Source organism: Desulfosporosinus shakirovi (assembly GCF_020595055.1).
In the GTDB taxonomy this organism is placed as follows: domain Bacteria; phylum Bacillota; class Desulfitobacteriia; order Desulfitobacteriales; family Desulfitobacteriaceae; genus Desulfosporosinus; species Desulfosporosinus shakirovi.
On the sequence record NZ_JAJDOO010000008.1, the window covers coordinates 129,742 to 153,791 of the forward strand.

Sequence of the window (24,050 nt, forward strand, 5' to 3'; positions counted from 1 at the left end):
CGTTCCTATTTTGGTGTACGTTCCCGATGACGAGGTAGATCGGTATACTTCATAGGATTTTGCACCACTTACAGAATCCCAATCCAGCTCTATTTCATCCGAGCCTTCAGCCGTAGCCGTCAGATCTTTTGGCGCTGACAAATCGGAATCGTCATCATCGTCCTCATCTGTTGTTGCATAGGTCTTAGCAGAATAGGTGCTTGTGCCGGCACTGTTTACCGAGACAACTTTATAATAATAGGCGGTATCCTCCGACAAATCGCTATCTGTATACTGGGAAGAGGTTGTGGTTGCGATTTTTGTGTACGTACCTGACGAGGTTTTAGATCTATAAACATAATAAGATGTAGCGCCACTTTCAGCATCCCAATCCAAGTATATTTCACTGGAGCTTTTGGCACTGGCTGTCAGATCTGTTGGGGCTGATGGTGAACTTAAGGCTAAAGTGTCTTTCGGAAATATCAAAACTGAGAATACCAAGCAAAGAAATAAGGTCATTAATTTGAAACTGCTATTTTTCATTTTTTACCTCCATTATTTTAAGAGTTTTTTCTCATGATCTCCTCAGACTTTTATCTAACATTGACTATGGTCCCACAAGAAACTCTAATTTTTCAAAGTCCCTTTTTTCACAGTTACATATAACCTTCGTTTACATTCCAGCGTTCAACTCCTTTACCGTGCCAATCGGGCGGGCCGTTCTATAAGCTTAATCAGCAGTAATTATCACTTTGTGAAGAATCAATTGACAAAAAAATTATAGAAGCACCTATACACTTTATTCTTGTTTTATCTCCATAATCCTCCCTTTAGAAGAAACATTTTCTTTCAAAGCTAAACCCATTAAAGTAAAACAAGGCTGAAAATATTCTTTCAGCCTTGTTTTACCAATCACGAATTTGATTTCCCGTCCATAAAGTCCTCTAAAAGAGCCAGAAAAACAGTAACCCCTAACAGATCCGCACTCCCGCCCGGACCTATCTTCCGTTTGCAGAAATCTTCATCCATTTCTTCGATTGCTTTAATTCCTGCAGCCGTTTTCATACCCCCAAGCGCAATAATCTTCTTAGCCCTTTCCTGAACCTCTTTTAAAGTTTCGATAGAGTGTCTATGCAAAATATTAGTATCTTCGTTAAATTGCATAATAGCTAACAGCGTGTGAACCAGCCTTGAGTTTTGGCTTAAGTAATGATTTTCCCGATAAACATCCAGGGCAATGTCAAAAACTGTGGGTAATCCTCTTTGGACTTCTCCCCGGATGCCTTGAACTTTGTGGGTTAAAAAGAGTCTTTCCCCATGGGTCAACCTTGAGGGATGGGTGTTTTCCAACTCACTGACTCTGGAACTTAACTCCCTTTCCACTACACCTTCGGTCATATCTTGAATAATCTTCTGCAGTGCAAAGAAGCCGGCTCCTGAGTATAAGGCCTTACCTCCGGCGGCACAGCAGATTCCCATTAAAAAAAGTGTTCCTTTATGTGTATTAACCCCTCGTGTTTTATGAAACATTCTCCCTTCACCCAACTGCCCGATTTGCCTGATAGTCTTAAATATCTCTTTGGGGCTGTCAGACGAAAACCCCGCTTTCGCGCAATGAATCAGAGGGTCAATCAGAGCAGCGGCACTATCCAGAAAGGTGAAATAATCCATGTCACTATGGGCACCATTAGAAACTTCAGAAACCAACCCTGGGGATGGATGACAAGCAACCTCATAAAGGATTGCCTGTACCGCTAAACTCGCAATGGCAATTGCCTGGTCATCTATGCTATTATTCTTCCCTGCTATGTACATTTAATTTCCCCATTTTCTCCGCGTCAACAGGGTTGCTAGATCCCCATTTCCTATATCTTTCAAACCGGTCTTCGATGAATTCTATAACCTCATGCTCTCCATGCCGCCTTGATCTTACGCAATGTTGGGCATACTCCTCACACACATAACATTTTCTTCTGGGATATCCCAGTTCCCGTCTGCTTATGCCTCTACCCAAGCTATCATAGACATCAAGGTCTAAACACCGTCCGAGAACATGCTCTTCTTCCAGATTAATCGTTATCCTCTTTAAAGCCATAGCCTCTTCTTTAACTGCAGCCAAGAAAATCGGACCTTCTGCCCCCGGCTGCCACGTTTTATAACATACCTTTTCCCTTAACATAGTGCAAATTAAAGTACTCATCTCCTGGATAATAGTCAAAGTGAGATCATTTGTCTTCCGGAGGCCGGGATAGTTTACTCTCATAACCAGTATCGGAGTTTGATAACGTTTTAGAAGGCTGTCAATAAACTCAACCCTTCTCTCCCTTGCTTCAAGCAAATCCTTAACCGTATATCTTTCCATAATTCAGTGCGGAGAGTCAGATCTCTTTATATTCTCCACGATCTCCCTTCCGCGGCTTGTACTCAGAAACTCCAAGGTAACTTCAGGCAGGAGGTTACTAAGCTCCTGAATATCGTCCGATTTTAACAGGCTTCTAACCCTTGAAGCACTGATCGCCTCGTTCCCAAATGCCTTCCTCTTGATTTCATGCAGTTCAACCCCGTAAATAGGCAGCACATTCTTTAAAGTCTCATTATATGTTTTTGTAACCGTACAATACGGTTCTTCTCCCACATATCTTTTCTTAATCTTAAAAACATGGCAAAAATACTTCCCAAAAATCGAGGAATCTAAGTCAGTATAGGCTCTGAGTCTTTCTCCTTCCTCCCTTAAAAAGTAGAAGGGAAAGGTAGCCGCTGAGATAATATACTCCCCACTGGGTATTACTTTGACATTTCTTAAATGACCCATCCCCTGACGAACCAGCTCGATTCTTGTTTCGAAAGGAAACAGAGATTTATCCTCTTCAACAATAAACACGAGGACCTCACTGTTATTTTTAGAAGCTTCTTCAATTAAGAATTGGTGTCCCAGGGTGAAGGGATTGCAATTCATAACCAAAGCCGCTTTTTCCAAATCTCCCATGTTGTAGTTCTTTTTAATTTCCTTTAATTTTTGACTGATATTATAAATCCCATTTTCTAAGAGAGCAACCTCAGAATTGTGATGGATAAGTTTGAAATTCAAGGCTGAAAAAATATGTGCCTGAGAAGGCTTTGTAAAAACAAAATAATGATAGATACCTTGACTAAAGAGTTGATCAATTAAGGCGGAGACTAAAGTCGATGTTATTCCCTCTCCCCTGAGTTCATCAATAACCGCAAAACACTTCAAGACATTTTTTGCCTTTGAACAAGTCGCAACCATGGGAGTCCCCTTTGCCCCGGTCGTCTGCTCCCCGGCCCTTATAACCAGCGTATAGTCCACATCCCCATCTAAGACTAGGTCAAAATCTTCGAGGAAGGTTTCTACCTCATCTCGTTCCACCTTATTCTTGAGATTTACCGTTTCGATGTGAACTCCGTACATACTAGTTTTCTCCTTCCAAACTTACTTATTCCACGAAGGAACACGATAGTGTCCAGTGGACAGTATCGCCGAAGGCGAATGCCCCATAGAGTACAAACCGCCTAGAGATGACTATCGCCGAAGGCGCAGAGCCTTTTGACAAGTAATATAGCGCCGCAGGATGCTATGACACTAAGTCCACTTTCCTAACGATGTCGATAACACTGCCGTCCCTATACTCTACGACAGCAACGATTTTCTCCGATGTTTCAACACCCTTAGGGACTCCTGTAATTTTTTCGGCCAGCAATTTTAATTCTTCTATGGTCATGAGAGGGAGATTGGTCATCCTTAGTTTTTCAAGCAGATCCACTCTTTTAGGATTAACCGCAATTCCTCGCTCCGTGACCACAACATCAATGCTTTCCCCAGGTGTAGTGACGGTTATCACCTTGTCCTTGATTATGGGGAGTCGGGCCTTCATCAGATTTGTTACCACAATAGCAAGTTTTGATCCGGCTGCCGTATCACTATGTCCACCTGAACCGCCCATAATCATTCCGCTGGACCCTGTGGTAACATTAACATTAAAGTCCGTGTCAATTTCTGTCGCTCCCAAAATCATAATATCCAGATTATTAACTACGGCTCCTTTAGTATGGGGATTGCCATACATGGAAGCGGACATAAATTGATGGGTGGGGTTGTCTCTATAAGACTCTATGGCTTTCAGATCAAAGCATTGAACATCAAAGAGGCTTCTAAAAAGACCTTCCTCCAACATTTCTACGAGATACCCGGTAATTCCCCCGGAAGCGAAACTTCCAACCACCCCTTCATGTTGCATGATCTTTTTCAATTCCGCGGCAACGGCCAGTGAAGTACCGCCTGCTCCCGTTTGAAAGGACATGCCCTCCCGAACTAAACCGGAGGCCTTAATCACTTCAGTCGCTCTTTTAGCAATAATAAGGGCCACAGGGTCCTTCGTAATTCTCGTCGTACCGGAAACGATGCCCTTAGGATCTCCGATGGAATCAATTTTAACGATGTAGTCTATAAATACTTGGCTGATTTCAATGGGATAGGCAGGGTAAGGCACTAAATGATCCGTTATGGCGATGGTTTTATCGGCATACTCCGCATCTGCAACGGCATACCCTAATGAACCACAAGCTGCATTACCATAAACTCCATTAATATTTCCATAGTTGTCCGCCGTAGGGGCTGCCAGGAAGGCAACATCGATATGCAAATCTCCGCTTTCTATGGCCCTAGCCCGTCCGCCGTGGGTTTGCATAATCGCAGGTTTCTTCAATTCACCCCTCGAAACCGCTTCCGCCACCGGGCCGGATATGTAATTTGCTACCAGACCGCTTACCACTCCGCTTTCAATATGCTCGACAAGGGGGGCATGGATTGGGAAAATAGAACTCGCCGCAACGGTCAGATCCTTAACCCCTCTTGCGGCCAATCTCTCCATGACTATATTTAAAACATAATCTCCATTTCTTAAGTGATGGTGAAAGGAGATAGTCATACCATCGGCGATCTCTAACTTGTCTAAGGCATCCTCTAAGCTTGGCAATACCTTATGCTCATTAGGGATCACACTTGTCAGTTTGACGGCGGTTCTGTTTTTTACTCCTACCTTACTAAAGGCCCCTTGAAAAGGCCTAACCTGCCCATATCCTTCTATGTAGTCAGGAATTTCTCTGCCCAGTATAGTTTTCATCTTGCTCCACCCTCGCCGCTAATAAGTCCCAGCCTTATGCCTTGATCCACTGTGCATGCCGCTCGATTGATGACAGGAGCATCGATCATTTTACCATCTAATGAGCAACATCCTTTGCCTTCTTTTTCCGCTTCCTCCATAGCATCCAAAATCCTTAAAGCTCGTTTTAGTTCATCCTCTGTCGGTGCGAAAACGGAATGAATCGTTTCAATCTGCCTTGGATTAATAGCTGATTTTCCGGTTAGCCCTAAACCTTTTGCTTTAGCCGTATCCTTTTCAAGCCCCTCATAATCGTTGATATCTGTGAATGGAGTATCTATTGCATCGACCTTTAAAGCTCGGCACACAGTTGCCACCTTATTTCGGGCATAAAAGATTTCTTCTCCCTCTTTTGTCCGTTCTATGCCTAAATCTGCTGTCAAATCTTCCCCTCCCAACAACACTCCAACCGTTCGAGTAGAGGCCTGGACCACATTATAGACATTTTCAAGTCCAAGGGCAGTTTCTATGAGGGCGATAATCTTAATGCTTCCGGGGGGATATCCCTCTTCCTTTTCAATTTTATCCAGTAATATATCCACAAGCTTTATTTCTTCTTCATTCGCTTTAGGGATCAACAATGTATCAGGTTTTACGCGAGCAATCATATCCACATCTTGTGGCCCGAACTCCGTATCCAGGGGATTTACTCTGACTACCACTTCCACCTGGGAGTAATCAATGGTTTTAATCGCTTCTCTGACTAAAATCCTGGCACTGTCTTTTTCTGTTAAGCTAACCGCATCCTCTAAATCTAAGATAATCGAGTCTGCTCCCAGTATCGCTGCGTCTTGAAGCATACCAGGGTTATTCCCCGGCATAAACAACATCGTTCTTCTCAATTTTTCCATGTTAACCCACCTTAAATTAGGATACTCTCGTGACTTTCATTAAATTGCCCTGCTAATAGCAGTTTCTACTCTTGCTGCAATGGTGTAATCTAAAGCTCCCTTGTCTTGAGCCTTAATCGATATGCCTTCGATGCCCATTTCCTGTACTTTATGTAAAATCACTTGTTCGATGACCTCTCCGAATTGTTGCATAACAATACTTTCCAGTTCGAGCTCTGTTTTTCCTAATTCATTAGGTTTAACCATTATCAAAATATCATTGGACTCCAAGGTCCCCGCTTTGGCCACTTTCGTTATTTTCACCTTACTCACCTCAATCCTAAAAACATCCTGCTGATTAACCTTTAATCTGCCCCAAAAATACACATTCCGAACACTTGTCATTATATCAAATGACAGGTGTTCGGAATAGCGTTGAACCCAATGCAACTCTTCTATATAAATTTAGTTTGATAATTCGAAGACTCCGTTTTCATAGTTAAAAATGAAAACCTCACCAGTTTCAATCATATAATAGAAACCGTAAATATTTATCTCTTTATTAAGATACTTTTCTTTAATATAAGGATAGGTTAATAGATGTTTAATCTGCTCTAATATGTTTATTTGCTCGGTTAACCATTCTTTCATGTATTCGTCGTCTTTGTCTTCCAGGTGTACCATGACCCTCTTCTTAACATTTTGGGCCAATTCCAGCCATTTTTTAGTATCCGGCAAATTATTAAGTATCTCATCGGGCAAATAGATCGAAGCACACCCTCCACAATTAGAGTGACCACAGACAACAATATTTTCTACTTTTAGAGACTTTACAGCGTATTCAATTGCCGAAGTAGTTGCCACATAGTCCTGATGTGTTTCTTTATAGGGCGGGACTATGTTGGCAATATTTCGAACAACGAACAATTCTCCCGGTAATGATTTTGTTATCATCTCCGGCATTACACGTGAATCAGAGCAGGCAATAAACAGAGTATGGGGTTCTTGACGTCGTTTCAACTTATCGAATAAATTCTTATGCTCTTCGAAGTCCTTTTGTCTAAATTTAATCAGCCCTTCTAACATTCTTTGCATAAGTCGACCTCCAAATAATTATTCTTTAGTTCTTTGGCCCAAACAATTAGATACAGTAGATACAATAATAATTCCAAACAGTGATTTGTAACTTCTTGCACTAACTTAATTATAAGGCCTTTTTACTAAAAATTGGAGGCCTTTATTATGTTTTTATTATGTTTTTTTATTAAGGCAATCCCATTATTGAATTGCCTTATTATTCAGTATATTTATTGTGATGAGCCCTATCAGTAGTTTCTCCTTCTTCTTGGTAATTTATCACCGAATCTATCATACTTCAATCAATATACATTACATTAATTTATACTATGGTTGATTTGCATAGACACAACATCCCATAGCTCCATTATATTGGGGCTCTTGGGGTATCACAATCTTACGGCCAGCCCCCCCCTCCAAAAGCTTGCCTACTGCCAGATTATGCGCTACCCCTCCGGTGAAAACAATTATCTCCCCGCGAAAGGATCGCAAAAGAGGCAAAATGCGTTTAACTATCGTAGTATTTACTCCTGCCGCCAGTTCGGTCAGGGGAAATCCTTCGACAATCTTACCGATCAGCTCACTTTCGCCGAACACCGCGCAAGTGGAATTCAGCTCCACAGGAGCATCGGTATATTCCCCCAGCTCTTCGAGAGTCAGGTCGAGTATAGTCGCCATATTCTCTAAATAACGTCCGGAAGAGGCGGCACACTTGTCATTGGTCAAGAAATCAACCATCTTCCCTTTTTGGACCTGAATGATTTTGCTGTCTTGTCCACCCAAATCAACCAACGTAAAATCCTTAAGACCTGTCTGATAAATTGCTCCCAGCACATGGGCTTTAAGCTCAGGAATTGCTTCGCCTCCGGCAAGTTCCAGGGTATTCCGCCCGTATCCTGTGGAAACTAAATGATCCACCGCAGGCAATCCTAAAGCCTCAAAGTTCACGGACAATTTATCCCCCTGTTTCCGTCCGTACTCCCGGTAAAAACGAATCGTGTCCAAACTTTCCAGTCGAAGGATCTCCAAACCTTCCTCTTCAGGCTTATATGCCATAAGGGCAATCTTAACACTCCGACTCCCCAGATCAATTCCACAAATGGTATGTTGTCCTGACATATCGTTCTTCATCCTTCCCCCCGATACATCTAGTCTTCGATCATACTTAAAAAAGACTCTAATCTCATTTTACTGCGTGCATCTAACCCTGTTGGATTTTCTCCTTCCAAAGTTAAAATCGGGTAATCCAGCTTTTTTCTGATTATCTGATCTTCAATCTGACGATAACAAAAGCTTTGGGTATAGTGGATAATTCCATCGAGTTGACGACGCTCTGCTTCTCTGGCGATATCCTCTAAACGTAGAAATACTTTATATGGATACGTGTACAAACGATATTGTTCAACAATGTCATCTGTCTTAAAAGGCATGGAAAATTGCCTCTGAACTTCGTTAAAAACAACCCTGGCGCCGTGTTCTTCCAGGAAATCGTACAGTTCCGGAAAGATAGGCGGGACCCCGATGAATCCGAGGCGAATTTCCCGCTTTTTCCTGCCCAACCCAGAACGAGAACGTTCTGACAAAGGCTTCCGCCCACCCGCGCTTTGAATGAATTCTTGCATCTCATGAGCAAAACCCTCGGGATTACCATTAAAATCTGAACATGAGACAAGGTAGAGGTGATTTTCGAATCCACTCACCCTGTTCTCTTCCCAGGTCAAGCGATCAATCTCCCAGGCTAATGCCCGAACCTGATCAAGCCGCTTCTTTTGCAGGTTCACGTCCTCCCAGGTGGTTCCCAACACATTGACTAGCTTATCCATTTGAAGGCGAAGCATGTCAGGATCTCGATCATAAGGAAATGCAAAGGGAATAATCTCGATCCCCTCGACTTCCCAAGTCTCCATCAAGGCATGAGTATTACTGCAATCCCCTTGTGTAACAGCAACTATCTGTCGAATATCCGGATTATGCAAGGCTGTGGAATACAATCCTTTAATCCAGCCGCACACATTCCGTGGATAACCCGCGAGCTCCGCTTCCTCTAAATATTGCATAGCTTCAGAACTGGTAATAAAAATATTGTTCAAATCAACCGGCCTATCCCCTGCCGCAAAAATAATTTCAACAGGCACCGTCGTTGTTAAACCGATTTTACTCATTAATTGTCTCTGCTCCTTTGGTTCAAAAGTACATCACTTATTAAGAGTTTACACGATGAGAGCTTATCTCGCGAACCCTCTTTAACACAGCCAGCGTCCTGTTCATCTCATTGTGCACGATCATATACCCTTCATCTACTCCCATACCGGGTTTTGCAAGCATTTGGTCCGGACGAGCAGCCAGGGATACATGCACCGCAGTCCTCCCGCCGGAATCTGTTTCATTGCAGGACCCACCTACATAAGCGCCCACTCCGTATTTTTTGGCATAGATAACCGCTTCAATCGTGTTTTGAATCCCCCCCAGATCCGGAGTTTTAATCTGAACCATATCCGCGGCTTGAGCATCCACAAACTTGACAATATCTTCGTAAGTATTGCACCATTCATCTGCCACAATTTCCACTTTAACTCCCTGAGCCTTCAAGGCCACTCGCAAACCCTTCAGTTGTTCTATCTGCCCTTCCAGGCTTCCGGCATCCATAGGTCCTTCAATCCGCAATTGCAAGGGATCAGCAGCTTTTTCCAACTGTATAAAGTAATCCACCATCCGCTCCACATTATCCTCAAAAGCAAGACCTATGGTACCATAAACATCAATGTGTAAGACGGGACGATAATCATCACTGCCAAGTGTCATAATCCGATTTCGAAGCCAATTCACATAATCCAGGAGCAGTTCCCCATCTTTACCCAGCTTTGTCTGTACATTATTGATCAAGGCGTGTGGTAAAACTCCGGCACGTTTTATAATCGCCTTATCTGCATTTTCATAGCGATCATCCCCGGTTTGAGTAAAGATAGGGACAGGTTCAAGAACCATCGGAAGCTCGTATTCTTCAAGAATTACTTCGGTCATTGTTTTCCTCTGAGCTTTAGCCACCCCATCCAAAATAGCTTGACTCACACCGTACCGAATCGCAGTATGATAAGGTTCTCCATTCTCGCGTTGAGAGTTTTCAACAAGATCCACCAATTTGCGGAAAGAATCTAACTCCTGACCCACAAGCTTAGGGGCAATCTCTCCCAGAATAATAGGAATAAAATCCTCAGCCAAAAACAGCGGATCCCTTCCCCCGGCCCCCGAATACTGTACAGCCGCACAATCCCCTGAAGCAACTTGCCCATCTTCCAAAATAAGCATCACAGAAATAGACTCACCCCGTTGACGAACCGCCTTAAAACCAGGCGTCTTCGGCTCCCCCAAATAAGTAAAACCATCATGCTCCACTCCAGATTTAATCGCCAGTTGATCATCAAAATAAAAACCCGTAAGCCCAGGTGAAGCAATAACATCAATAATCTTCATTAAGAGTATCCTCCTTTAATAACCATCTATGTCATCCCCAAACCCAAGTCTAATTCCCCTAAGGAGCTTAGCTAACTACCCCGGCTTTCGGGCATACCCAAATCGTCCACGCAGGATAGACGTTGCTTGAGACATAGTGAACGACTAAAGCGAGCAGCCCACCAAACTTCACGAAAGCGACCCGGAAAACAGGGCTGAGCACAGGGATGTGCGAAGCTGGCCATGCGACACGGACGTCGCTTTGGCCGGGTACCCTGTTTGCAGGGAAGCTTGAGTGTTAGTTTGGCCTGCGAGCGCCGGTCGTGAACGGGTCTCAAGCAACGTCAACCCCAGACCTCCCCATTCCCCAGACACGACCCAGGCTGCTATCCCCTTGGCCGCCCAACAAGCATCCCTTTACCAATGGCATAAATATCATCAATCACCATCTGGAAGGAGGGATCCCTATCCTCATCCCGACCGCGCTTGGCTATGCGTTCACGATGAAACTCCTTAACCCTCTCATCAAAGGGAATATTGCCAAAGTCCAATAACCGTACAGCACCTGTGGTGTCGCGAGCGGGGAGAATCTTTCCGGCATTATAGCGACTGGGTGCGAAGGGAACATCAATGACTCCCGCTTGAAACGCCCGAACTGTGCCCACCGCAGCATCTCCTTCTCCCAGTTCGAGGACTCGATCAAGGATCGCCCTTGTTTCAGCTAAGATCATCTCTTCTTCCAGGGCAAGCTCCGAAGTCATAGGCAAGGACTGATCCTTTAACATAGTTAATATTTGTTTTGTGGTTCGTATGCCTGCCGCATTGGCCTCTTTAGTAGGAATCCCCAGGGCTTCATGAGGAGTTTTTACGATGACCTTCGAGGCTTTACCCAAAGCCGCAGTCACTGCCCCCCAGGAAATGACCCCAAAGGCTTTCGCCTCATCCTGGGGAAATCCGCCCATCCATTGGTGAAAGACCGTGGTGATCATCACTTTCGGCAAGCCTAGTTTTGCTAAATACTCTTCTGCAAGAACCGGCAAGGTATGCAGTGCCGCAACATCTTGGAGGAGATTACCGCATTGTCCATAACCGAGGGTCAAACTGCGAACCCCCTGAGCCACTGCGAGAATCCCTTCTATAACAGCAACCGCATGAGAAATAGCAGGTGGAACTAGCGTCCCTGTCAACGGACCAAAGGGCTCACGGTTGATTTTTACCCCTTGTTCTTCGTACAGACCGATAAGGCGATCCACGTACTGCCAATATTTTATGGTACTTTCAATAGAAACATCTTTAGAATAAGGAATGTTATAAGAAATTCCGCCGCCCTCATAATCTGTAAATCCGCCGGCAATGGTAATCTCCGCCAGTAAGCGAGCGTCCGGGGTCCCGTGGCGAACTTGAACCGGCACTTGAACACTTTCCACTACCTGGCGACAGGCCGCGACTCCATGGTTTACCGCCGGAAACCCGTTAAGCATAGAACGACCAATCATAGCACTTTCTTCTATCCCCGCTTGAGCTTCCGTATAACGGTTTTGGCGGGTATATGAATCAATGGTGGAAGGTAGGAAATCAGCCCCCCCTTCATCTTGAAGGAATCGTAACAATTCAATATGCTCACTGATGAGGGCTACACCCGCCCGCGGTTGAGCATAGGTAATCCCTTTTTCTTTTCCTTCGGCGAGTTTCTCTGCAAATACTTTACTCTTAGGCAGAGATTTCTGATACGCGACGGCTTCTTCAAAAAAGACATCCTTACCTGTCTGCCATTGTCCCAATACTTCCTGCCGCTGGCGCTGAAACTCCTCGGCGTCCATTTGTCGGACTGTCAGATCCATATACTAAACCTCCTAAAGTTTTACCATGTATTTCTTCATGATCCGAAGCGCAACCTGTGGCGACACTTCTCGCAGTAAGCCCATGGCTGCTAAAATATACTCTTTATCCAAGTAGAAACTGGGATCTTGTGGTTTAAGAATCGTAGGTTCCTGCGGATTAAAGACCGCACCTCGTAAAATTTCCAAAGGATCTGAATGATGGAGAAGCACTCCCCCCGTTCCAATGACCACCGCTAAGGGCGTTAAGTCCTTGCCGTTCTGGACATAACTTGCTCCGAAAGGAGTATAGACCACTTCTATCCTTCCCACATGGCGATCCACTGCCAGACCTACGGCCATTAGGCCCATAGCCACATCAAACTTCGCTTCTTCCGCCGTTTGAGGGATTCGCCAGGGATCCTCTTTATATAAACTCAGTTGGTCTAAAACTTGATCATTTGTCCAACCAAGATTGTCCATCAAAGGTTTTCCGGCAGTTTCCACTAAAGCTTCTGAACTGTAGCGCATCCCAAGGTCCCCTTCGACTGTCCGTTTGACATAAGGTTCGGGCAAGCCTTTCAGCATAACACTGGGTTTGCTCGGATCACCTTTAGCAATGGAATGGACATCTGTCGTGGCACCGCCAACATCCACAATGATCAGTTCTCCCATTCCCGGTTCGGAACCGTATCCCTGAGCTAAAAGTTCTGCCGCTGAAAGCACCGCTGACGGTGTTGGCATCATGATCCTCTCCAGGAATTCTTCCGCTTTGTCTAACCCTTTGGCCTGGATAATGTGGGTTAAATAAACCTCTCGAATTGCTAAACGAGCTGATTCTACTGACAAAACACCCAGTTCCGGCATCACATTATCTGCGATGACTACGGGGGTGTGTCTCTTCCTGAGGATATCTGCGGCTTGATCGGACACTGCCTTGTTTCCCGCAATCACCACAGGGAGGCCGACAGGGAGTGTACTGAGCATTTCCGCATTTTTGAGGATTACTTCCCTATTACCGCCATCAGTTCCTCCGGCTAACAGAAGAATATCCGGTTTTGAAACGATAATTCTATCTAAATCTTTCTGAGTTAACTCATAGCTGAAGACTTCCAGGACACGAGCACCGGCACCCAAGGCTGCACGCCTTGCCGCCTCTGCAGTAAGTTCTTTTACCAACCCGCTGGCAATCATTTTTAAACCGCCGGCCGCACTGCTGCAGGCGAGCTTACGGATAAAATTCCATCCTCCCCCAGGCTCGGGAATTTGAGCTAAAGCTGAGTTCATTCCGTCCATTATGTTTGTCTCAATTGTTGTGCCCGCCCGAGCTGTCCCGACGATATTCTCACTCTCTAAGTCTACGATTGTCACTTTAGTATACGTACTGCCAAAATCAATGAGAAGGACTGCTTGCAAGGTACATTCCCCCTTTTAATCTATCGTCATGCCTAAGTCCTTACGCAGATCTTCAATGGGAGTATCCGGAAGAGTTCCCGGGGGATAAACACGGTCAAAGCCCATGGCCAAGAACCGCTCTTTAACGGATTCAAAATCCTGTTTCCCTACGACCAAATTCCCGCCTACATACATTATAATCTTGCCAATGCCTGTTTCCTGACACTTCTCACGCAACCCCCGGCAATCCATTTCTCCATGTCCATACAAGGACGAAACCAATAAAGCCTCCGCATTCGTTTCAATGGCTGAATGAATGAACTCCTCTTGTGTTGCCAGTACCCCAATGTTGATCACTTTGAAACCTGCTTGGGTAAAGGCATAGTCTAAGATTCGATTGCCTACAGCATGCACATCTGATCCGATGACCCCTAATACCACTGTTTTTTGCTCCATCGATCAATTCCTCCTGGTCATTCCTTAACCTTCGTCAAGTTAATCTACTTTAAATTCTAAGAAAGATCCTATGAAATCCCAAAACTCACTCGCCTAATATAACTTGCTCTACCTGGCCGATGGGTTCTTGGAGAAGAGTATTTCCTACTTGTTTAAAAAGCTCCGGATCTCCACTGACATAGTAGCGAGCCCGCCATGGTTTTTTCCCAAGAGCAGGCTGTGATTCAACCGGTCCGGATTGTTCCCACTCATCCAAATGCTGAAGCAATATTTCAAGTTCTTTTACAACCGCCCGAGCCGGATCTACAATAAGTACATCTTTTCCTAAGATCTCTTTCAGGACGGGTTCAAGAAAAGGATAATGAGTGCATCCTAAAATCAAGGTGTCTATACCGGCTGCATGCAAGGGAGTAAGATAAGTTTTGGCAATCCCTCTTGCTTCTGCGGAATTGGACAGACCGGCTTCAATCAGAGGGACAAAAAGAGGACATCCCTGGGCTTTAGTCAAGGTAATAGGCTGTTCTCCATGTTGCCAGGACTCCCGAAGCGTCGGATCTTCAGGTAAGCAGCCTTTGGCCAAGGCCCGACTCACAGCCGTCGAATACGCTTTACTGCGCACGGTGGTTTCAGTGGCAATTAGTCCAATCCTTCCCGCGATGGTTTTTTCAACGGCCAAACGGGCACCCGGTTCAACCATGCCAATCATTGGGACATCAAACCGCTCTCTTAAAACAGGCAGCGCTGTAGCGGAACTGGTATTACAGGCTACGACAATCACCTCAGCCCCTTGCCCAATCAAAAAGGTGGCAATTTCCTCCCCAAAACGAATGAGCTCTTCACGAGATCGATTTCCGTAGGGAACCCTGGCCGTATCTCCAAAATAAACGATTCTAACATCCAGCAGTTGCTCCAAAATCTCTTTCATGACTGTAAGTCCACCCACTCCGGAGTCAAACATGCCAATTACCCGTTGTTTCTTCAAAACTCCTCCCCCTTCAGGTCCAACAAAGCCCCTTTAAGTAAATTAAGACTCCCTGCATCCGGTTCAAAACGAAACTCTATACACTCCATATTCTCCGGAAGAACTTTTTCAACTCCGAACCGAAGCCTTGGAGCTAAGATTACAGCCCCGCATTCCGGTAAAATTTCACGCAGACTTGCTTCATTCGGTTGAATCAGGGTTTTAAAAGCCGGGTACAATCCTGCTTGTCTGAGAGCGATTTTTATTTTTTCAGCATACTGGTTACTTTCACAAACCAGAGCCAATTCACGGCCCATGGTCAATTTTGCAATGCGCACGATTGTGTCAAGCTTTGGTTGGAGAGAAATCCCTAAAATAGGGATGTGAAGTTTGCCTAAAAGAATCTTCACTTCAGCCAGATGGGCTGCCCCTGTGACAGCCATATCCATTCCTGCTAAGCACTCCTGAGCTCGGGGGGATTCCTGAAGTTCAGATAGAAGTAAGGGCACAAGGCTCACACCCGGACCAAGGTTCCAATTGACATCTGTCAGTTGCTCAGGGTTACTCACTAAAAATGCCACTTTCATGCGCGAAAGCAGATCTTTCTTCTCCATCCCCCGCACGTGCACGAAGGACACAAAATCATCAATAGAGAATCCCAGTCCTACCGCTTCCTCCATGGCTAAATCAACGATCCGCAAAACTTTCTCTTTGCGACTTTCCTGCTGCATGATCAAGGCTGTATCCTCAACAAAGGTCCCTTTACCCCGTGTCGAGCATAGAATCCCTTCACTCTCCAATTCCTTATAAGCTTGGCTCACAGTATTTCGGCTGACAGCTATGCTTTTAGCTAACTCCCGTTCCGGTGGGAGCTTTGTCCCTGCCGGCCAAATCCCTTGGGTAATTCGCCGCCGAATCTGCTCTTTAAGCTGAATGTAATAAGGCACACCGCTTTTTCGATCTAGCTCCATCAAAAATCACCTTTCTAAACCTTAACAAGCCACAAGCCTACTCAATCTATCTATCTTATGTCAGGTTTAATCCTTTTTGGCCTGGTTGACTAGTCCAATTTTGATTTATTTCTCCATTCCCTTAGCTATTCCCTGCTTTATATAGTCTAATAGAAAATTTATTTTTTTAATTAGTATGTATCAGGTTAGGTAATTGATCAAAGGGCCTGCCTTCCCTCACTGAAGGATGGCAGTGATGATTGGATAAAAAGTAGTATCGATCTTCAATGCAAACTAAAAGATAAAGATAGACACAAAACGGGGCCGTGGCGAAACTTAGTTCGATACGGCCCCGTTTCTCTATCTACGAACCTCATAAATCTCTAAATGTTATGACAATGGCACCAGCATTCGGACGCATCTGTTAGATTTGATTGACTCAGATAACCCTCGCATAGGCAATTCTCTCAATTTCCGAAACATCTAAGCTCCTGCCTATAGGCTCCAAATACTTTTCTTGATAATAAGAAGCCCCGACATCTTCAACTAACGTTAGATTAAAGGGTCTTAAAGAAACCTCTAACTGGGACGGTTCAAGTCCGAAACCCCAGGTTTCATAATGTTCTTTAAATCGATTTTTAGATTTATTAATGTAGTTAACGAAATCATCGGCACCTTCAATATCTGATTCTTTTTCAATTACACTTTTTAAAATATACGTAAATACAATCTCACTTCCTGGTGCTGTTTCGGAAATAAATGTAAGCGTATTGGTGACAGCATCCTGAGAAATATATTGAGTAACACCTTCCCAAATAAAGAAGGCAGGTTTTGCAAAGTTAAACCCCTTTGAAGTTAATACTTCACTGAGTTTCTGAACATTGAAATCGATAGGAATAAAACTAACACCCTTTGGTATTGAGCCAAACGTTCGTTGTAATTTTTCCTTTTTAGAATCTTGCGTGGAAGGCAAATCTACTTCAAACACTCTTATTACTTCTATACCCAATATTCTATACGGGCGGGTGTCTAAACCCGCACCTAATATAACAACCTGTTGAATTCCTTTCACTACTGCTGCTTGAAGGACATCATCAATATATCTTGTTCGGCAAACGAATAATCCATAAATTCCTCTAGTTCTGCTATCACACTTTCCTATCACCCAATTTCTTATACTTCTGAATTGCATCAATAGTCGCACTGGTTTATTAAAAAACTCTTTGATTATGGGGTCACTAAACAGTCGATTTGGTTGATACTGTTCAATTAGTCTGCACGATGCCGCTACAAGAGCGGTTCCACTTTTCTTATTTCCCATAGTTGAAGTGCACTCCCTATCTATTTAATCATTTCTAGCCACAATTCAAAGCCATACGATGATTATCTAATGACAATAGCACCAGTAGTCCGCATTCCACAAGTGTTGATTTCAGTAATGCTCAGACTTTACTGGAAACGTTACAGACCCACCGACCTACTTTTCGCGGGGGTTAGGGAGATAATCCATCTCATTCTTTGACTTCTTCTTGGATTTCGTAATTACTGTCAATTGTACACTGTGACTTATAAACTTTTTCAAGAACTTTGCCAATCGCGTCCGGGCAAGAAAGAACTTGTAAACCCTTTTTTCGAACAGTTGAAAGACACCTTATGCCCTTTAATTGGTCAATAATTGACTGTACACTTACTCCTGACCTTAAAGCTATTGATACTACTCTTGCAGTAGCCTCAGATTGTGAAGGGCATCCACCTGCACGACCTAAATTCGTAAATACTTCACATATGCCGTCTTCATCATAATTTACCGTAATAAATATTGTGCCACAGCCAATTTTAACTTTTTCTGTCATTCCAATGGTAGTTTCCGGTCGTTCTCGTGGAATATAGTAATTATCATTACTCCGTCTAACTTTTCCTCTACAAGTATAATCATTATTTTTCATACTTTTAACCCTCCCACACACGCGAAATTGTTCTTATAAATTTCTTTTATCTTTATATCAAAATCATTCGCCAGCAATACATAATTTACCTTCTGTCTTACACCTTGCCCGCCGTCAACAAGTACGCGGTCACCGGTCCGCAAACGCATGGTTGCGTTGCCGGATGTCCTTCCTTGCAGGGATAAATTTTACTACTGCCTCATCTCCAGACAGGACATTCAATACCTCTTCGATTGTCAGAAAAAAAACGTCATCGCCTAGACCTGTCAATTGCCCAGCGCGAAGAGCGAAATTGCGGTCAACCCAACGATCACGCACGTATTCAGAACGAACTGCTTCGCGCACGCGAGCCTTTGGAGCTACTTTATTTATACGACGTTTCATAGATCGCACCTTCCGTGGATGGCTTGTTTCAAAGCGATTCCAGGCAATAACGAACTCATCGCGCTGTTTTATAAGCAAAGCTTCTACATCTATGGGTGATTTTTCAAACTGTGCCGACTGCTGATCGAGCCAACCCGGGTCCTCAGCTGGACCAGGAACAGACAGCTCAAACTCATTGGGTCCCCGATGGCCATATTGATCTATATATTCAGTACGGTCGATTTCTCGGCGCGCCACTTTTGCTATTCCAAGAACAGGTCCTAGACTTGCTAAAAGTTCTGAGCCTGAGCCGTCTCTGACATTCGAACTGCTGCTCAAACCCGATATTAACGTATCAGCATCCTCTGGCCCAAGCAGTTCGATTAGCTCACGTCGCAACTTAATCATATAGTCTGAAAACTGAGTTGTGCTACCCATTATGCTCCAAACAGTGTCCTTCAGGTGAGTAAAAATTTCATTGTGCCACAAGAAAGTCAGTTCGGCTTTCTTATTTAATAAATCATCTACTTAGAGGGCATTTTCGTGAATTCGCCAGCTATAACTAATTTTCCATTATTTAGCTCCTTGGGTCCTATAAACAACACCAATATTCTATATGATTCTATTGACAAAATTTACACTTAAAGATATTATAAGGTTAACGTAGGATTGGGAAAAGTTCAAAAGGCATCTGTATAATTTAGAATCGGTTTCTGTCCGATTCTTTTATTATTACTATAATAAAAAATAATTCCATCCGAAATATATGAAAAGAGCAATGGACCTTATTAAAGAGGTCGGTTGCTCTTTTTCTTTATTTCGGGTTGAAACTGGGGAAATTCCAGTCCGTCAACTCGAATTTTTGCTGACTAGGGTGAGGCAGGTAAAGGGCTGTCGTGTCTAAATGAACAGCCAAAATCAAATGGAAAGAAGGGTTAAGTATGTTATTTCTTGTTAAAAGCGAATTGACACAATTGCCTCCGTTCCCACCTCAACAGGTCAAAGAAATTATGGTAGAAGGATGGGAAAAAGTTATAAACTATCAGAAACAGGGGAAGATTTTGGCACAAGGAATGTTTGCTGGTAGAAAAGGTGGTTGTGTTATTTGGGATGTTGAATCCGTCGAGGAACTCCATATATTAATATCCCAATCTCCTATAGTTCCTTTTCTTGAGACAGAGATTACTCCCTTAATCAGTATTGAAAATGCTCTAGAGTCCGTTAAATCTGCTCTAGAAGCAAAACAAACGTCAAAAGAGTAGAATAAATAAATTCGACCTAGCCTCAGCCTAGTTTTAGGCCCCTCCAGGGGCCTATTTTTTTTGTTCTTTTTGGGGTAGAACTTTGCCCGCAATCGCATTTACTATGGTTTGGATAAGTTGAATGAATATGGACTGGCCAATAGAAAAAACCTGTCACATTCATGACAGGCAAACATTTCTATATAATATTATTTATATTTCCCCTTTTAATCCTTACTTCTTTTTGCTCGCTCTTTTCTTTTCCTTCTATCTCATGTAATTAATTACTGGTCGCTCCACTGTATAGGCATGGACTAAAGCATAGGCGGCTTCAGCTCTTGTTGCGGCTTGATTGGGGTGCAGAGTATTCTCCTCAACTTTTAGAATACCCAGCCCCCAGGCAAGTGCAATATATCCAAGTGAGTCCTGATTAATCGTATCTGCGTCTATAAAGGGTACAGAATATATGCCTTTAACCTTCGCTGATGGTTCCATATTAATGAAACGAATCATTATTTCAAATAGACCCTCTCGACTTAACTCAGACTCCAGCTTTACGTCCTCAGCCAGCCAGCCCCGATCTTCGGCAATTTCTAAAACTTCCCCATCGCTCAAAACCCGATCTCGATAATTCCCTTCCGCAGTAAGCATCGCCCGCAAAAGTGAACCCACGGTGATTTTCTCCTCCGGACGGAAATGTTCTCCGTATTCTCCAAAGGCTCCTGTCAGACCCATTATGCCTATTTCCTTTTCCGCATAATTACCTTGAATATCCAGATAGGTAATGGCCCGAGACCACTGAGATTGAGGTCTTCCATACCAATCCATAGGATCACCGGTTTTGGCATCAAGGACAGTGGGAACATACATGTCATAGTCTAACTTCGGTTGATAAACCAAGCGGATTTCCGCTTGCCCATCGGGATAGAAGATCAAAGAATATCTCAAAGCCAAGGGACTTATTTTTAAGAACCGTTCTGTTATCTCATTGAGAGACAGAGCGTTCAAGGAATCGGGAAATTCTTGGTTATTCCAATTCATTTCATAATTGACAACCTGCTTAGCAACTGTATCTACTAACAAGTACATTCCGTTACGGGAAACGGGAATCCCGTTGACAAACCTAACATAGTTAAATATCTGAATATTGGGAGGCATTTTTCCTCCATAAAAGTCTTCCGATTCCACTTTGACTAGCTCAAAGCGCTCAGGCTGGGTAGATTTAAGAAAGTCATCCGCTATTTTTTGGGAATCTTTTCGGTTCAGAGGCTTCGATTTATTATCTTGGTTTGATCCATAGGATCGATTAAAACCAACCAAGTCCCCCGTTCTAGCATTTACGCGAGCACTAAGATAACGTTGTTCTCCCGTATCGGAGGATTCAGTATTCCACTGTAAATCCCAGACTTGTTCAGTGGGATTTTGCCAGTCAGGATTTAAACTGGAATTCCTAAGCACAAAATTCTTGGGGATTGTGACCATTTTCTTAACGATCTCAACTGCTTCACTTTGACTGATTTGTTGGGAGTCCTCTAGCGTATCCTGGTTGTCTAAGGGCTCTGTAACTACATAAGCGCTCTTAGTTGTCAGTATCTTTGCTGCTGATGCGGTTGATACTGCAACTGATGCCGAGATACCGCCTGCTGAGTTCGCAGGTTTATACACGAGCACCGGTTTATTAAGGGTTACAGGCTTCCCAGTCAGGGCATCAACAGCTCCTCCGTAGTATTTTTTGGTTAACTGATAAACGAGGAGTATCCGTTGGGGTTCTCTTGTCTGGGGATTCATGACCGGAGGCAAAAAATACTGCAGTTCGAGCATCGGCGTATCTGTAAAAACTTGACGTGCTTTTTCAGGAGAAACGATATTTGAGGCGACGGGAAAGATAAGATCCTGTGTCCAATTATAGTTATAGTTTATAACCCGCCCGTCTTCTCCACTAACACTCACGTTTACCCCGTTTTCAGGGAAGGGAACACCGTTAACGATTCGAATCCAGCGGTAATTGTACGTAAAGGGTTGAGAGTTATTTAATAGGAAGACTTGTTGCTTATCTGTTACAAGTTGCATTTCTGATTGATGCTTACCAATCAATTTCGCAACCAGGTCAGTGGCTATTTTTAAAGTATCTTCTGATGACAAGACAGGGAGCTTAAAAGAAGGCTTGAGCTCTTCGTTCCATTGACTAATGTTTAAAATCTCTCCGCTGATTGCATCAACCTCTGCATTAAAACTCCCACCCGGTTGTTCGGCTGTATGCCAATTTAATGAATAGGTGGCACGGTTGTTATACTCATTATATCCGGTATTAAGTTGCGTATAATTCTCAGGGATACTAAAGTTATCTTTGACCGTCTGGACTGCCTGCTCAACCGTGATAATCGATTTTTCGCTTCCTAGAGCATTGACTGGATAAACCAGCATTTGTATTAAAAGCATACACACAATCACAATGTTCAAATGGCGAATCTTCCTTAACAATTTCCATCCACCCTTTCTTACCCAGCTATTCTTTAAACTTTCATAACCCTTTAATACTGCCTCCTTCTATTAACAAACTATAAATTCTTTATTTCACTGCTCACACTACACAATATATATTCCATGCATCCCATTATTATCCTTTAATTTTAACCGCAATCTTTAGAGAATTTTCTCAAACCAGCCCTGAAAATCACGTAAAAAACCAGTAGCTTTGAGGCTACTGGTTTTTATATTGGAAGCTTTCCGACTGACTAGTGGTTCAGCATTTGTTGAAGCTGTTGCTCCATATTATAAGAGACCCCGCTATTATTACCTACAACAACTGACTTCGGAATATACCCTTTATTGAACAGCAAGAAAAAGTTTAGACCCGAAGGGATGGTATTCGGTTCAGTCATTGCCACAATTCCCCCGTTTTTAGCCGCTAAAGCAGCCGTTAACAAGGCATCTGCATAGGGCTTTCCCCAACTGACATCATCTTGGCGAACCAAACCTGATGTAAAATAAAGGGGGGACTGGGGGGCTTCTTTGTTGAGGAGATTTTGAAAGATAATGCTTTGGGTATCGTAACGATCATAACCTCCCCAGCGTTTGACTAAAAACCCGGAGCTTAGTTGGTTTTCCACCGCATTACTGATAACTGCAGTTCCTCCGAGGAGGACAACATTTGTCGCATTAAGATTTGTTAAAGCTTGAAGGGTAGAAGGTGGCAAGACATCTTTATCAGTAAGTAAGATTGGATTTCCTTGCGCCCCTGCAAAAGCGCTAATCGCGATGGCATCAGGTATAGCGGACCCATTAGCAAGATATACAGTCTGAGTGGAATCGATCCCCACTTGGGCGGAGATCAGGGCTGCCGTATCATATCCTTGTAATCCGGCGATCCGAGTAACCGTATAGTCCTTACTTAAACTATCTTCGATTTCCTGAGCAATAGCGACTGTTCCGCCAACAATATATATGTTCCTGGCACCTAACTCACGAAGTCCAGCCAACGTCCGATCATCTAAGGTCGAAGAACCCGTCATAAGAATCGGAGCATCCAGCTTTTTCGAAAGCGGAGCCGCGGCGAGAGAATCCGAAAACTGATCATCTCTTGCCAAGATTACATTTGAAGCACTCGTCCAGCCTTGTTTGGCTATTTCAACCGCAAGGGCTACATTATCAGGAGCATTGGAACCGATACGGCTACCCGCTTCAAAAGCCGAAGCAACGGGTATTGAACTGATAATCTTTCCACCAAAGATAATATCTACATTGCCTGCTTCTTCCGGAGTTATGTTAAGAAGAAAGGTTCCATCACTTAAGGTGGTATAACTCTGGGTTGCCGGGCTGGCATCCACGGCCGTTCCATCCACGGTCACTGACCTTTGGTCCAAAACATTCCCTTCCGAATCCGTCAGCTTTACACTAACCAAGTTTTCGGCATTAATCACAAGGGAACCCTCTACCGTTACTACTGCATCTACAACCTTTATCGTCCCTGTTGCCGAGCCCTTGTTTGGAGAAACAGCACTAACTTTGAGCGTATATTCTCCGGGCGTATATAAGGTAAGATCGGAAAGATTGTAATAACCGCCACCTCCGGATACGGAATAGTAGGTCACGTTACCCTCCGGATCTGTGAGAGTCGCATTGACCGATCCAGTAAAGAGTTTACTGGTGGGAATACGATTTAATTTAAACTCAACATCCGTCGGCTCCCCAATAACCACGCTCGATTCTTCCTCAGACACAAACGTCAGCCCTCTTAAGGTCGTGTAATTCTCACCACTACTATCAGTACCACTCTCAGCAGCAAGCAACATCCCCGGCAACATACCGATCAGCAAAAAAGACATCATCAGGATACTTAAAACTTTTTGAGTCCGTTTCTTTTTTATCACGAAATTTCTTCCTTTCTTACGTAGCTTTAGCATCC

The 24,050-nt window shown here is 43.7% G+C and carries 21 protein-coding genes and 1 pseudogene; 1 reads left to right on the top strand and 21 read right to left on the bottom strand.

Features of this window, described 5'->3' with window-relative positions; translation table 11 throughout:
- The 19 genes and pseudogenes from LJE72_RS09450 to LJE72_RS09540 form a co-directional block, all read right to left on the bottom strand.
- On the bottom strand, window positions 1–522 hold a 522-nt coding region (locus LJE72_RS09450; protein ID WP_229247322.1), incomplete at its 3' end, for a fibronectin type III domain-containing protein.
- Window positions 523–891: 369 nt separating this feature from the next.
- Window positions 892–1,794 carry a triphosphoribosyl-dephospho-CoA synthase CitG gene (citG, locus tag LJE72_RS09455; protein WP_229247323.1) on the bottom strand — a complete coding sequence of 301 codons (903 nt, stop codon included), beginning with the start codon at window positions 1,792–1,794 and terminating at the stop codon, window positions 892–894.
- Window positions 1,772–2,341, bottom strand: a complete 570-nt coding sequence (gene citX / locus LJE72_RS09460) for a citrate lyase holo-[acyl-carrier protein] synthase (protein WP_229247324.1) — start codon at window positions 2,339–2,341, stop codon at window positions 1,772–1,774. The genes citG and citX overlap by 23 nt, the downstream gene beginning before the upstream one ends.
- Before the next feature lie 3 nt (window positions 2,342–2,344).
- On the bottom strand, window positions 2,345–3,409 hold the full coding sequence (gene citC, locus LJE72_RS09465; protein WP_229247325.1) for a [citrate (pro-3S)-lyase] ligase: 1,065 nt from the start codon (window positions 3,407–3,409) through the stop codon (window positions 2,345–2,347).
- A gap of 163 nt (window positions 3,410–3,572) precedes the next feature.
- Window positions 3,573–5,120: a citrate lyase subunit alpha gene (citF, locus tag LJE72_RS09470; RefSeq protein ID WP_229247326.1), complete on the bottom strand. Its 1,548-nt coding sequence runs from the start codon at window positions 5,118–5,120 to the stop codon at window positions 3,573–3,575.
- Complete coding sequence (locus LJE72_RS09475; RefSeq protein ID WP_229247327.1) at window positions 5,117–6,010, bottom strand: HpcH/HpaI aldolase/citrate lyase family protein; 894 nt, start codon at window positions 6,008–6,010, stop codon at window positions 5,117–5,119. The genes citF and LJE72_RS09475 overlap by 4 nt, the downstream gene beginning before the upstream one ends.
- A gap of 39 nt (window positions 6,011–6,049) precedes the next feature.
- Complete coding sequence (gene citD / locus LJE72_RS09480) at window positions 6,050–6,313, bottom strand: citrate lyase acyl carrier protein (protein ID WP_229247328.1); 264 nt, start codon at window positions 6,311–6,313, stop codon at window positions 6,050–6,052.
- A gap of 141 nt (window positions 6,314–6,454) precedes the next feature.
- Window positions 6,455–7,084 carry a carbonic anhydrase gene (locus LJE72_RS09485; RefSeq protein ID WP_229247329.1) on the bottom strand — a complete coding sequence of 210 codons (630 nt, stop codon included), beginning with the start codon at window positions 7,082–7,084 and terminating at the stop codon, window positions 6,455–6,457.
- Between the two features lie 309 nt (window positions 7,085–7,393).
- Window positions 7,394–8,185 (bottom strand): acyl-CoA dehydratase activase, encoded by a 792-nt coding sequence (locus LJE72_RS09490; protein WP_229247384.1) that lies wholly within the window; start codon window positions 8,183–8,185, stop codon window positions 7,394–7,396.
- A gap of 29 nt (window positions 8,186–8,214) precedes the next feature.
- Window positions 8,215–9,228: a 2-hydroxyacyl-CoA dehydratase family protein gene (locus LJE72_RS09495; protein WP_229247330.1), complete on the bottom strand. Its 1,014-nt coding sequence runs from the start codon at window positions 9,226–9,228 to the stop codon at window positions 8,215–8,217.
- Window positions 9,229–9,268: 40 nt separating this feature from the next.
- Window positions 9,269–10,537, bottom strand: a complete 1,269-nt coding sequence (locus LJE72_RS09500) for a methylaspartate ammonia-lyase (RefSeq protein WP_229247331.1) — start codon at window positions 10,535–10,537, stop codon at window positions 9,269–9,271.
- Window positions 10,538–10,902: 365 nt separating this feature from the next.
- Window positions 10,903–12,357, bottom strand: a complete 1,455-nt coding sequence (locus LJE72_RS09505; protein WP_229247332.1) for a methylaspartate mutase subunit E — start codon at window positions 12,355–12,357, stop codon at window positions 10,903–10,905.
- A 12-nt stretch (window positions 12,358–12,369) separates the two neighbouring features.
- The gene (glmL, locus tag LJE72_RS09510; RefSeq protein WP_229247333.1) at window positions 12,370–13,749 is read right to left on the bottom strand and encodes a methylaspartate mutase accessory protein GlmL; all 1,380 of its coding nucleotides are present in this window, start codon (window positions 13,747–13,749) and stop codon (window positions 12,370–12,372) included.
- A 15-nt stretch (window positions 13,750–13,764) separates the two neighbouring features.
- Window positions 13,765–14,184 (bottom strand): methylaspartate mutase subunit S, encoded by a 420-nt coding sequence (gene glmS, locus LJE72_RS09515; RefSeq protein WP_229247334.1) that lies wholly within the window; start codon window positions 14,182–14,184, stop codon window positions 13,765–13,767.
- 85 nt (window positions 14,185–14,269) lie between these two features.
- Window positions 14,270–15,166: a glutamate racemase gene (gene murI, locus LJE72_RS09520; protein ID WP_229247335.1), complete on the bottom strand. Its 897-nt coding sequence runs from the start codon at window positions 15,164–15,166 to the stop codon at window positions 14,270–14,272.
- Window positions 15,163–16,116: a GntR family transcriptional regulator gene (locus tag LJE72_RS09525; protein WP_229247336.1), complete on the bottom strand. Its 954-nt coding sequence runs from the start codon at window positions 16,114–16,116 to the stop codon at window positions 15,163–15,165. Before LJE72_RS09525 ends, murI begins: the two co-directional genes overlap by 4 nt.
- A 418-nt stretch (window positions 16,117–16,534) precedes the next feature.
- Complete coding sequence (locus LJE72_RS09530) at window positions 16,535–17,416, bottom strand: class I SAM-dependent methyltransferase (protein WP_229247337.1); 882 nt, start codon at window positions 17,414–17,416, stop codon at window positions 16,535–16,537.
- A gap of 238 nt (window positions 17,417–17,654) precedes the next feature.
- Window positions 17,655–17,978 (bottom strand): annotated as a pseudogene (locus LJE72_RS09535) (TSCPD domain-containing protein); the annotation flags it as partial.
- A 192-nt stretch (window positions 17,979–18,170) separates the two neighbouring features.
- Window positions 18,171–18,842 carry a hypothetical protein gene (locus LJE72_RS09540; RefSeq protein WP_229247338.1) on the bottom strand — a complete coding sequence of 224 codons (672 nt, stop codon included), beginning with the start codon at window positions 18,840–18,842 and terminating at the stop codon, window positions 18,171–18,173.
- Between the two features lie 503 nt (window positions 18,843–19,345).
- On the opposite strand from LJE72_RS09540, the gene LJE72_RS09545 reads away from it, so the two are divergent.
- Window positions 19,346–19,666: a muconolactone Delta-isomerase gene (locus LJE72_RS09545; RefSeq protein WP_229247339.1), complete on the top strand. Its 321-nt coding sequence runs from the start codon at window positions 19,346–19,348 to the stop codon at window positions 19,664–19,666.
- Window positions 19,667–19,912: 246 nt separating this feature from the next.
- On the opposite strand, the gene LJE72_RS09550 is transcribed toward LJE72_RS09545, so the two are convergent.
- Window positions 19,913–22,096 (bottom strand): YcdB/YcdC domain-containing protein, encoded by a 2,184-nt coding sequence (locus LJE72_RS09550; protein WP_312038914.1) that lies wholly within the window; start codon window positions 22,094–22,096, stop codon window positions 19,913–19,915.
- Window positions 22,097–22,380: 284 nt separating this feature from the next.
- Window positions 22,381–24,015 carry a cell wall-binding repeat-containing protein gene (locus LJE72_RS09555; RefSeq protein ID WP_229247340.1) on the bottom strand — a complete coding sequence of 545 codons (1,635 nt, stop codon included), beginning with the start codon at window positions 24,013–24,015 and terminating at the stop codon, window positions 22,381–22,383.
- Window positions 24,016–24,050 lie beyond the last annotated feature (35 nt).

What these genes read in the sequence shown, in the direction of transcription:
- citG (WP_229247323.1), bottom strand. Translation starts at nt 1,794, where the DNA reads ATGTACATAGCAGGGAAGAATAATAGCATAGATGACCAGGCAATTGCC.
- citX (WP_229247324.1), bottom strand. Translation starts at nt 2,341, where the DNA reads ATGGAAAGATATACGGTTAAGGATTTGCTTGAAGCAAGGGAGAGAAGG.
- citC (WP_229247325.1), bottom strand. Translation starts at nt 3,409, where the DNA reads ATGTACGGAGTTCACATCGAAACGGTAAATCTCAAGAATAAGGTGGAA.
- citF (WP_229247326.1), bottom strand. Translation starts at nt 5,120, where the DNA reads ATGAAAACTATACTGGGCAGAGAAATTCCTGACTACATAGAAGGATAT.
- LJE72_RS09475 (WP_229247327.1), bottom strand. Translation starts at nt 6,010, where the DNA reads ATGGAAAAATTGAGAAGAACGATGTTGTTTATGCCGGGGAATAACCCT.
- LJE72_RS09485 (WP_229247329.1), bottom strand. Translation starts at nt 7,084, where the DNA reads ATGCAAAGAATGTTAGAAGGGCTGATTAAATTTAGACAAAAGGACTTC.
- LJE72_RS09490 (WP_229247384.1), bottom strand. Translation starts at nt 8,185, where the DNA reads ATGTCAGGACAACATACCATTTGTGGAATTGATCTGGGGAGTCGGAGT.
- LJE72_RS09495 (WP_229247330.1), bottom strand. Translation starts at nt 9,228, where the DNA reads ATGAGTAAAATCGGTTTAACAACGACGGTGCCTGTTGAAATTATTTTT.
- LJE72_RS09500 (WP_229247331.1), bottom strand. Translation starts at nt 10,537, where the DNA reads ATGAAGATTATTGATGTTATTGCTTCACCTGGGCTTACGGGTTTTTAT.
- LJE72_RS09505 (WP_229247332.1), bottom strand. Translation starts at nt 12,357, where the DNA reads ATGGATCTGACAGTCCGACAAATGGACGCCGAGGAGTTTCAGCGCCAG.
- glmS (WP_229247334.1), bottom strand. Translation starts at nt 14,184, where the DNA reads ATGGAGCAAAAAACAGTGGTATTAGGGGTCATCGGATCAGATGTGCAT.
- LJE72_RS09525 (WP_229247336.1), bottom strand. Translation starts at nt 16,116, where the DNA reads ATGGAGCTAGATCGAAAAAGCGGTGTGCCTTATTACATTCAGCTTAAA.
- LJE72_RS09530 (WP_229247337.1), bottom strand. Translation starts at nt 17,416, where the DNA reads ATGGGAAATAAGAAAAGTGGAACCGCTCTTGTAGCGGCATCGTGCAGA.
- LJE72_RS09540 (WP_229247338.1), bottom strand. Translation starts at nt 18,842, where the DNA reads ATGGGTAGCACAACTCAGTTTTCAGACTATATGATTAAGTTGCGACGT.
- LJE72_RS09545 (WP_229247339.1), top strand. Translation starts at nt 19,346, where the DNA reads ATGTTATTTCTTGTTAAAAGCGAATTGACACAATTGCCTCCGTTCCCA.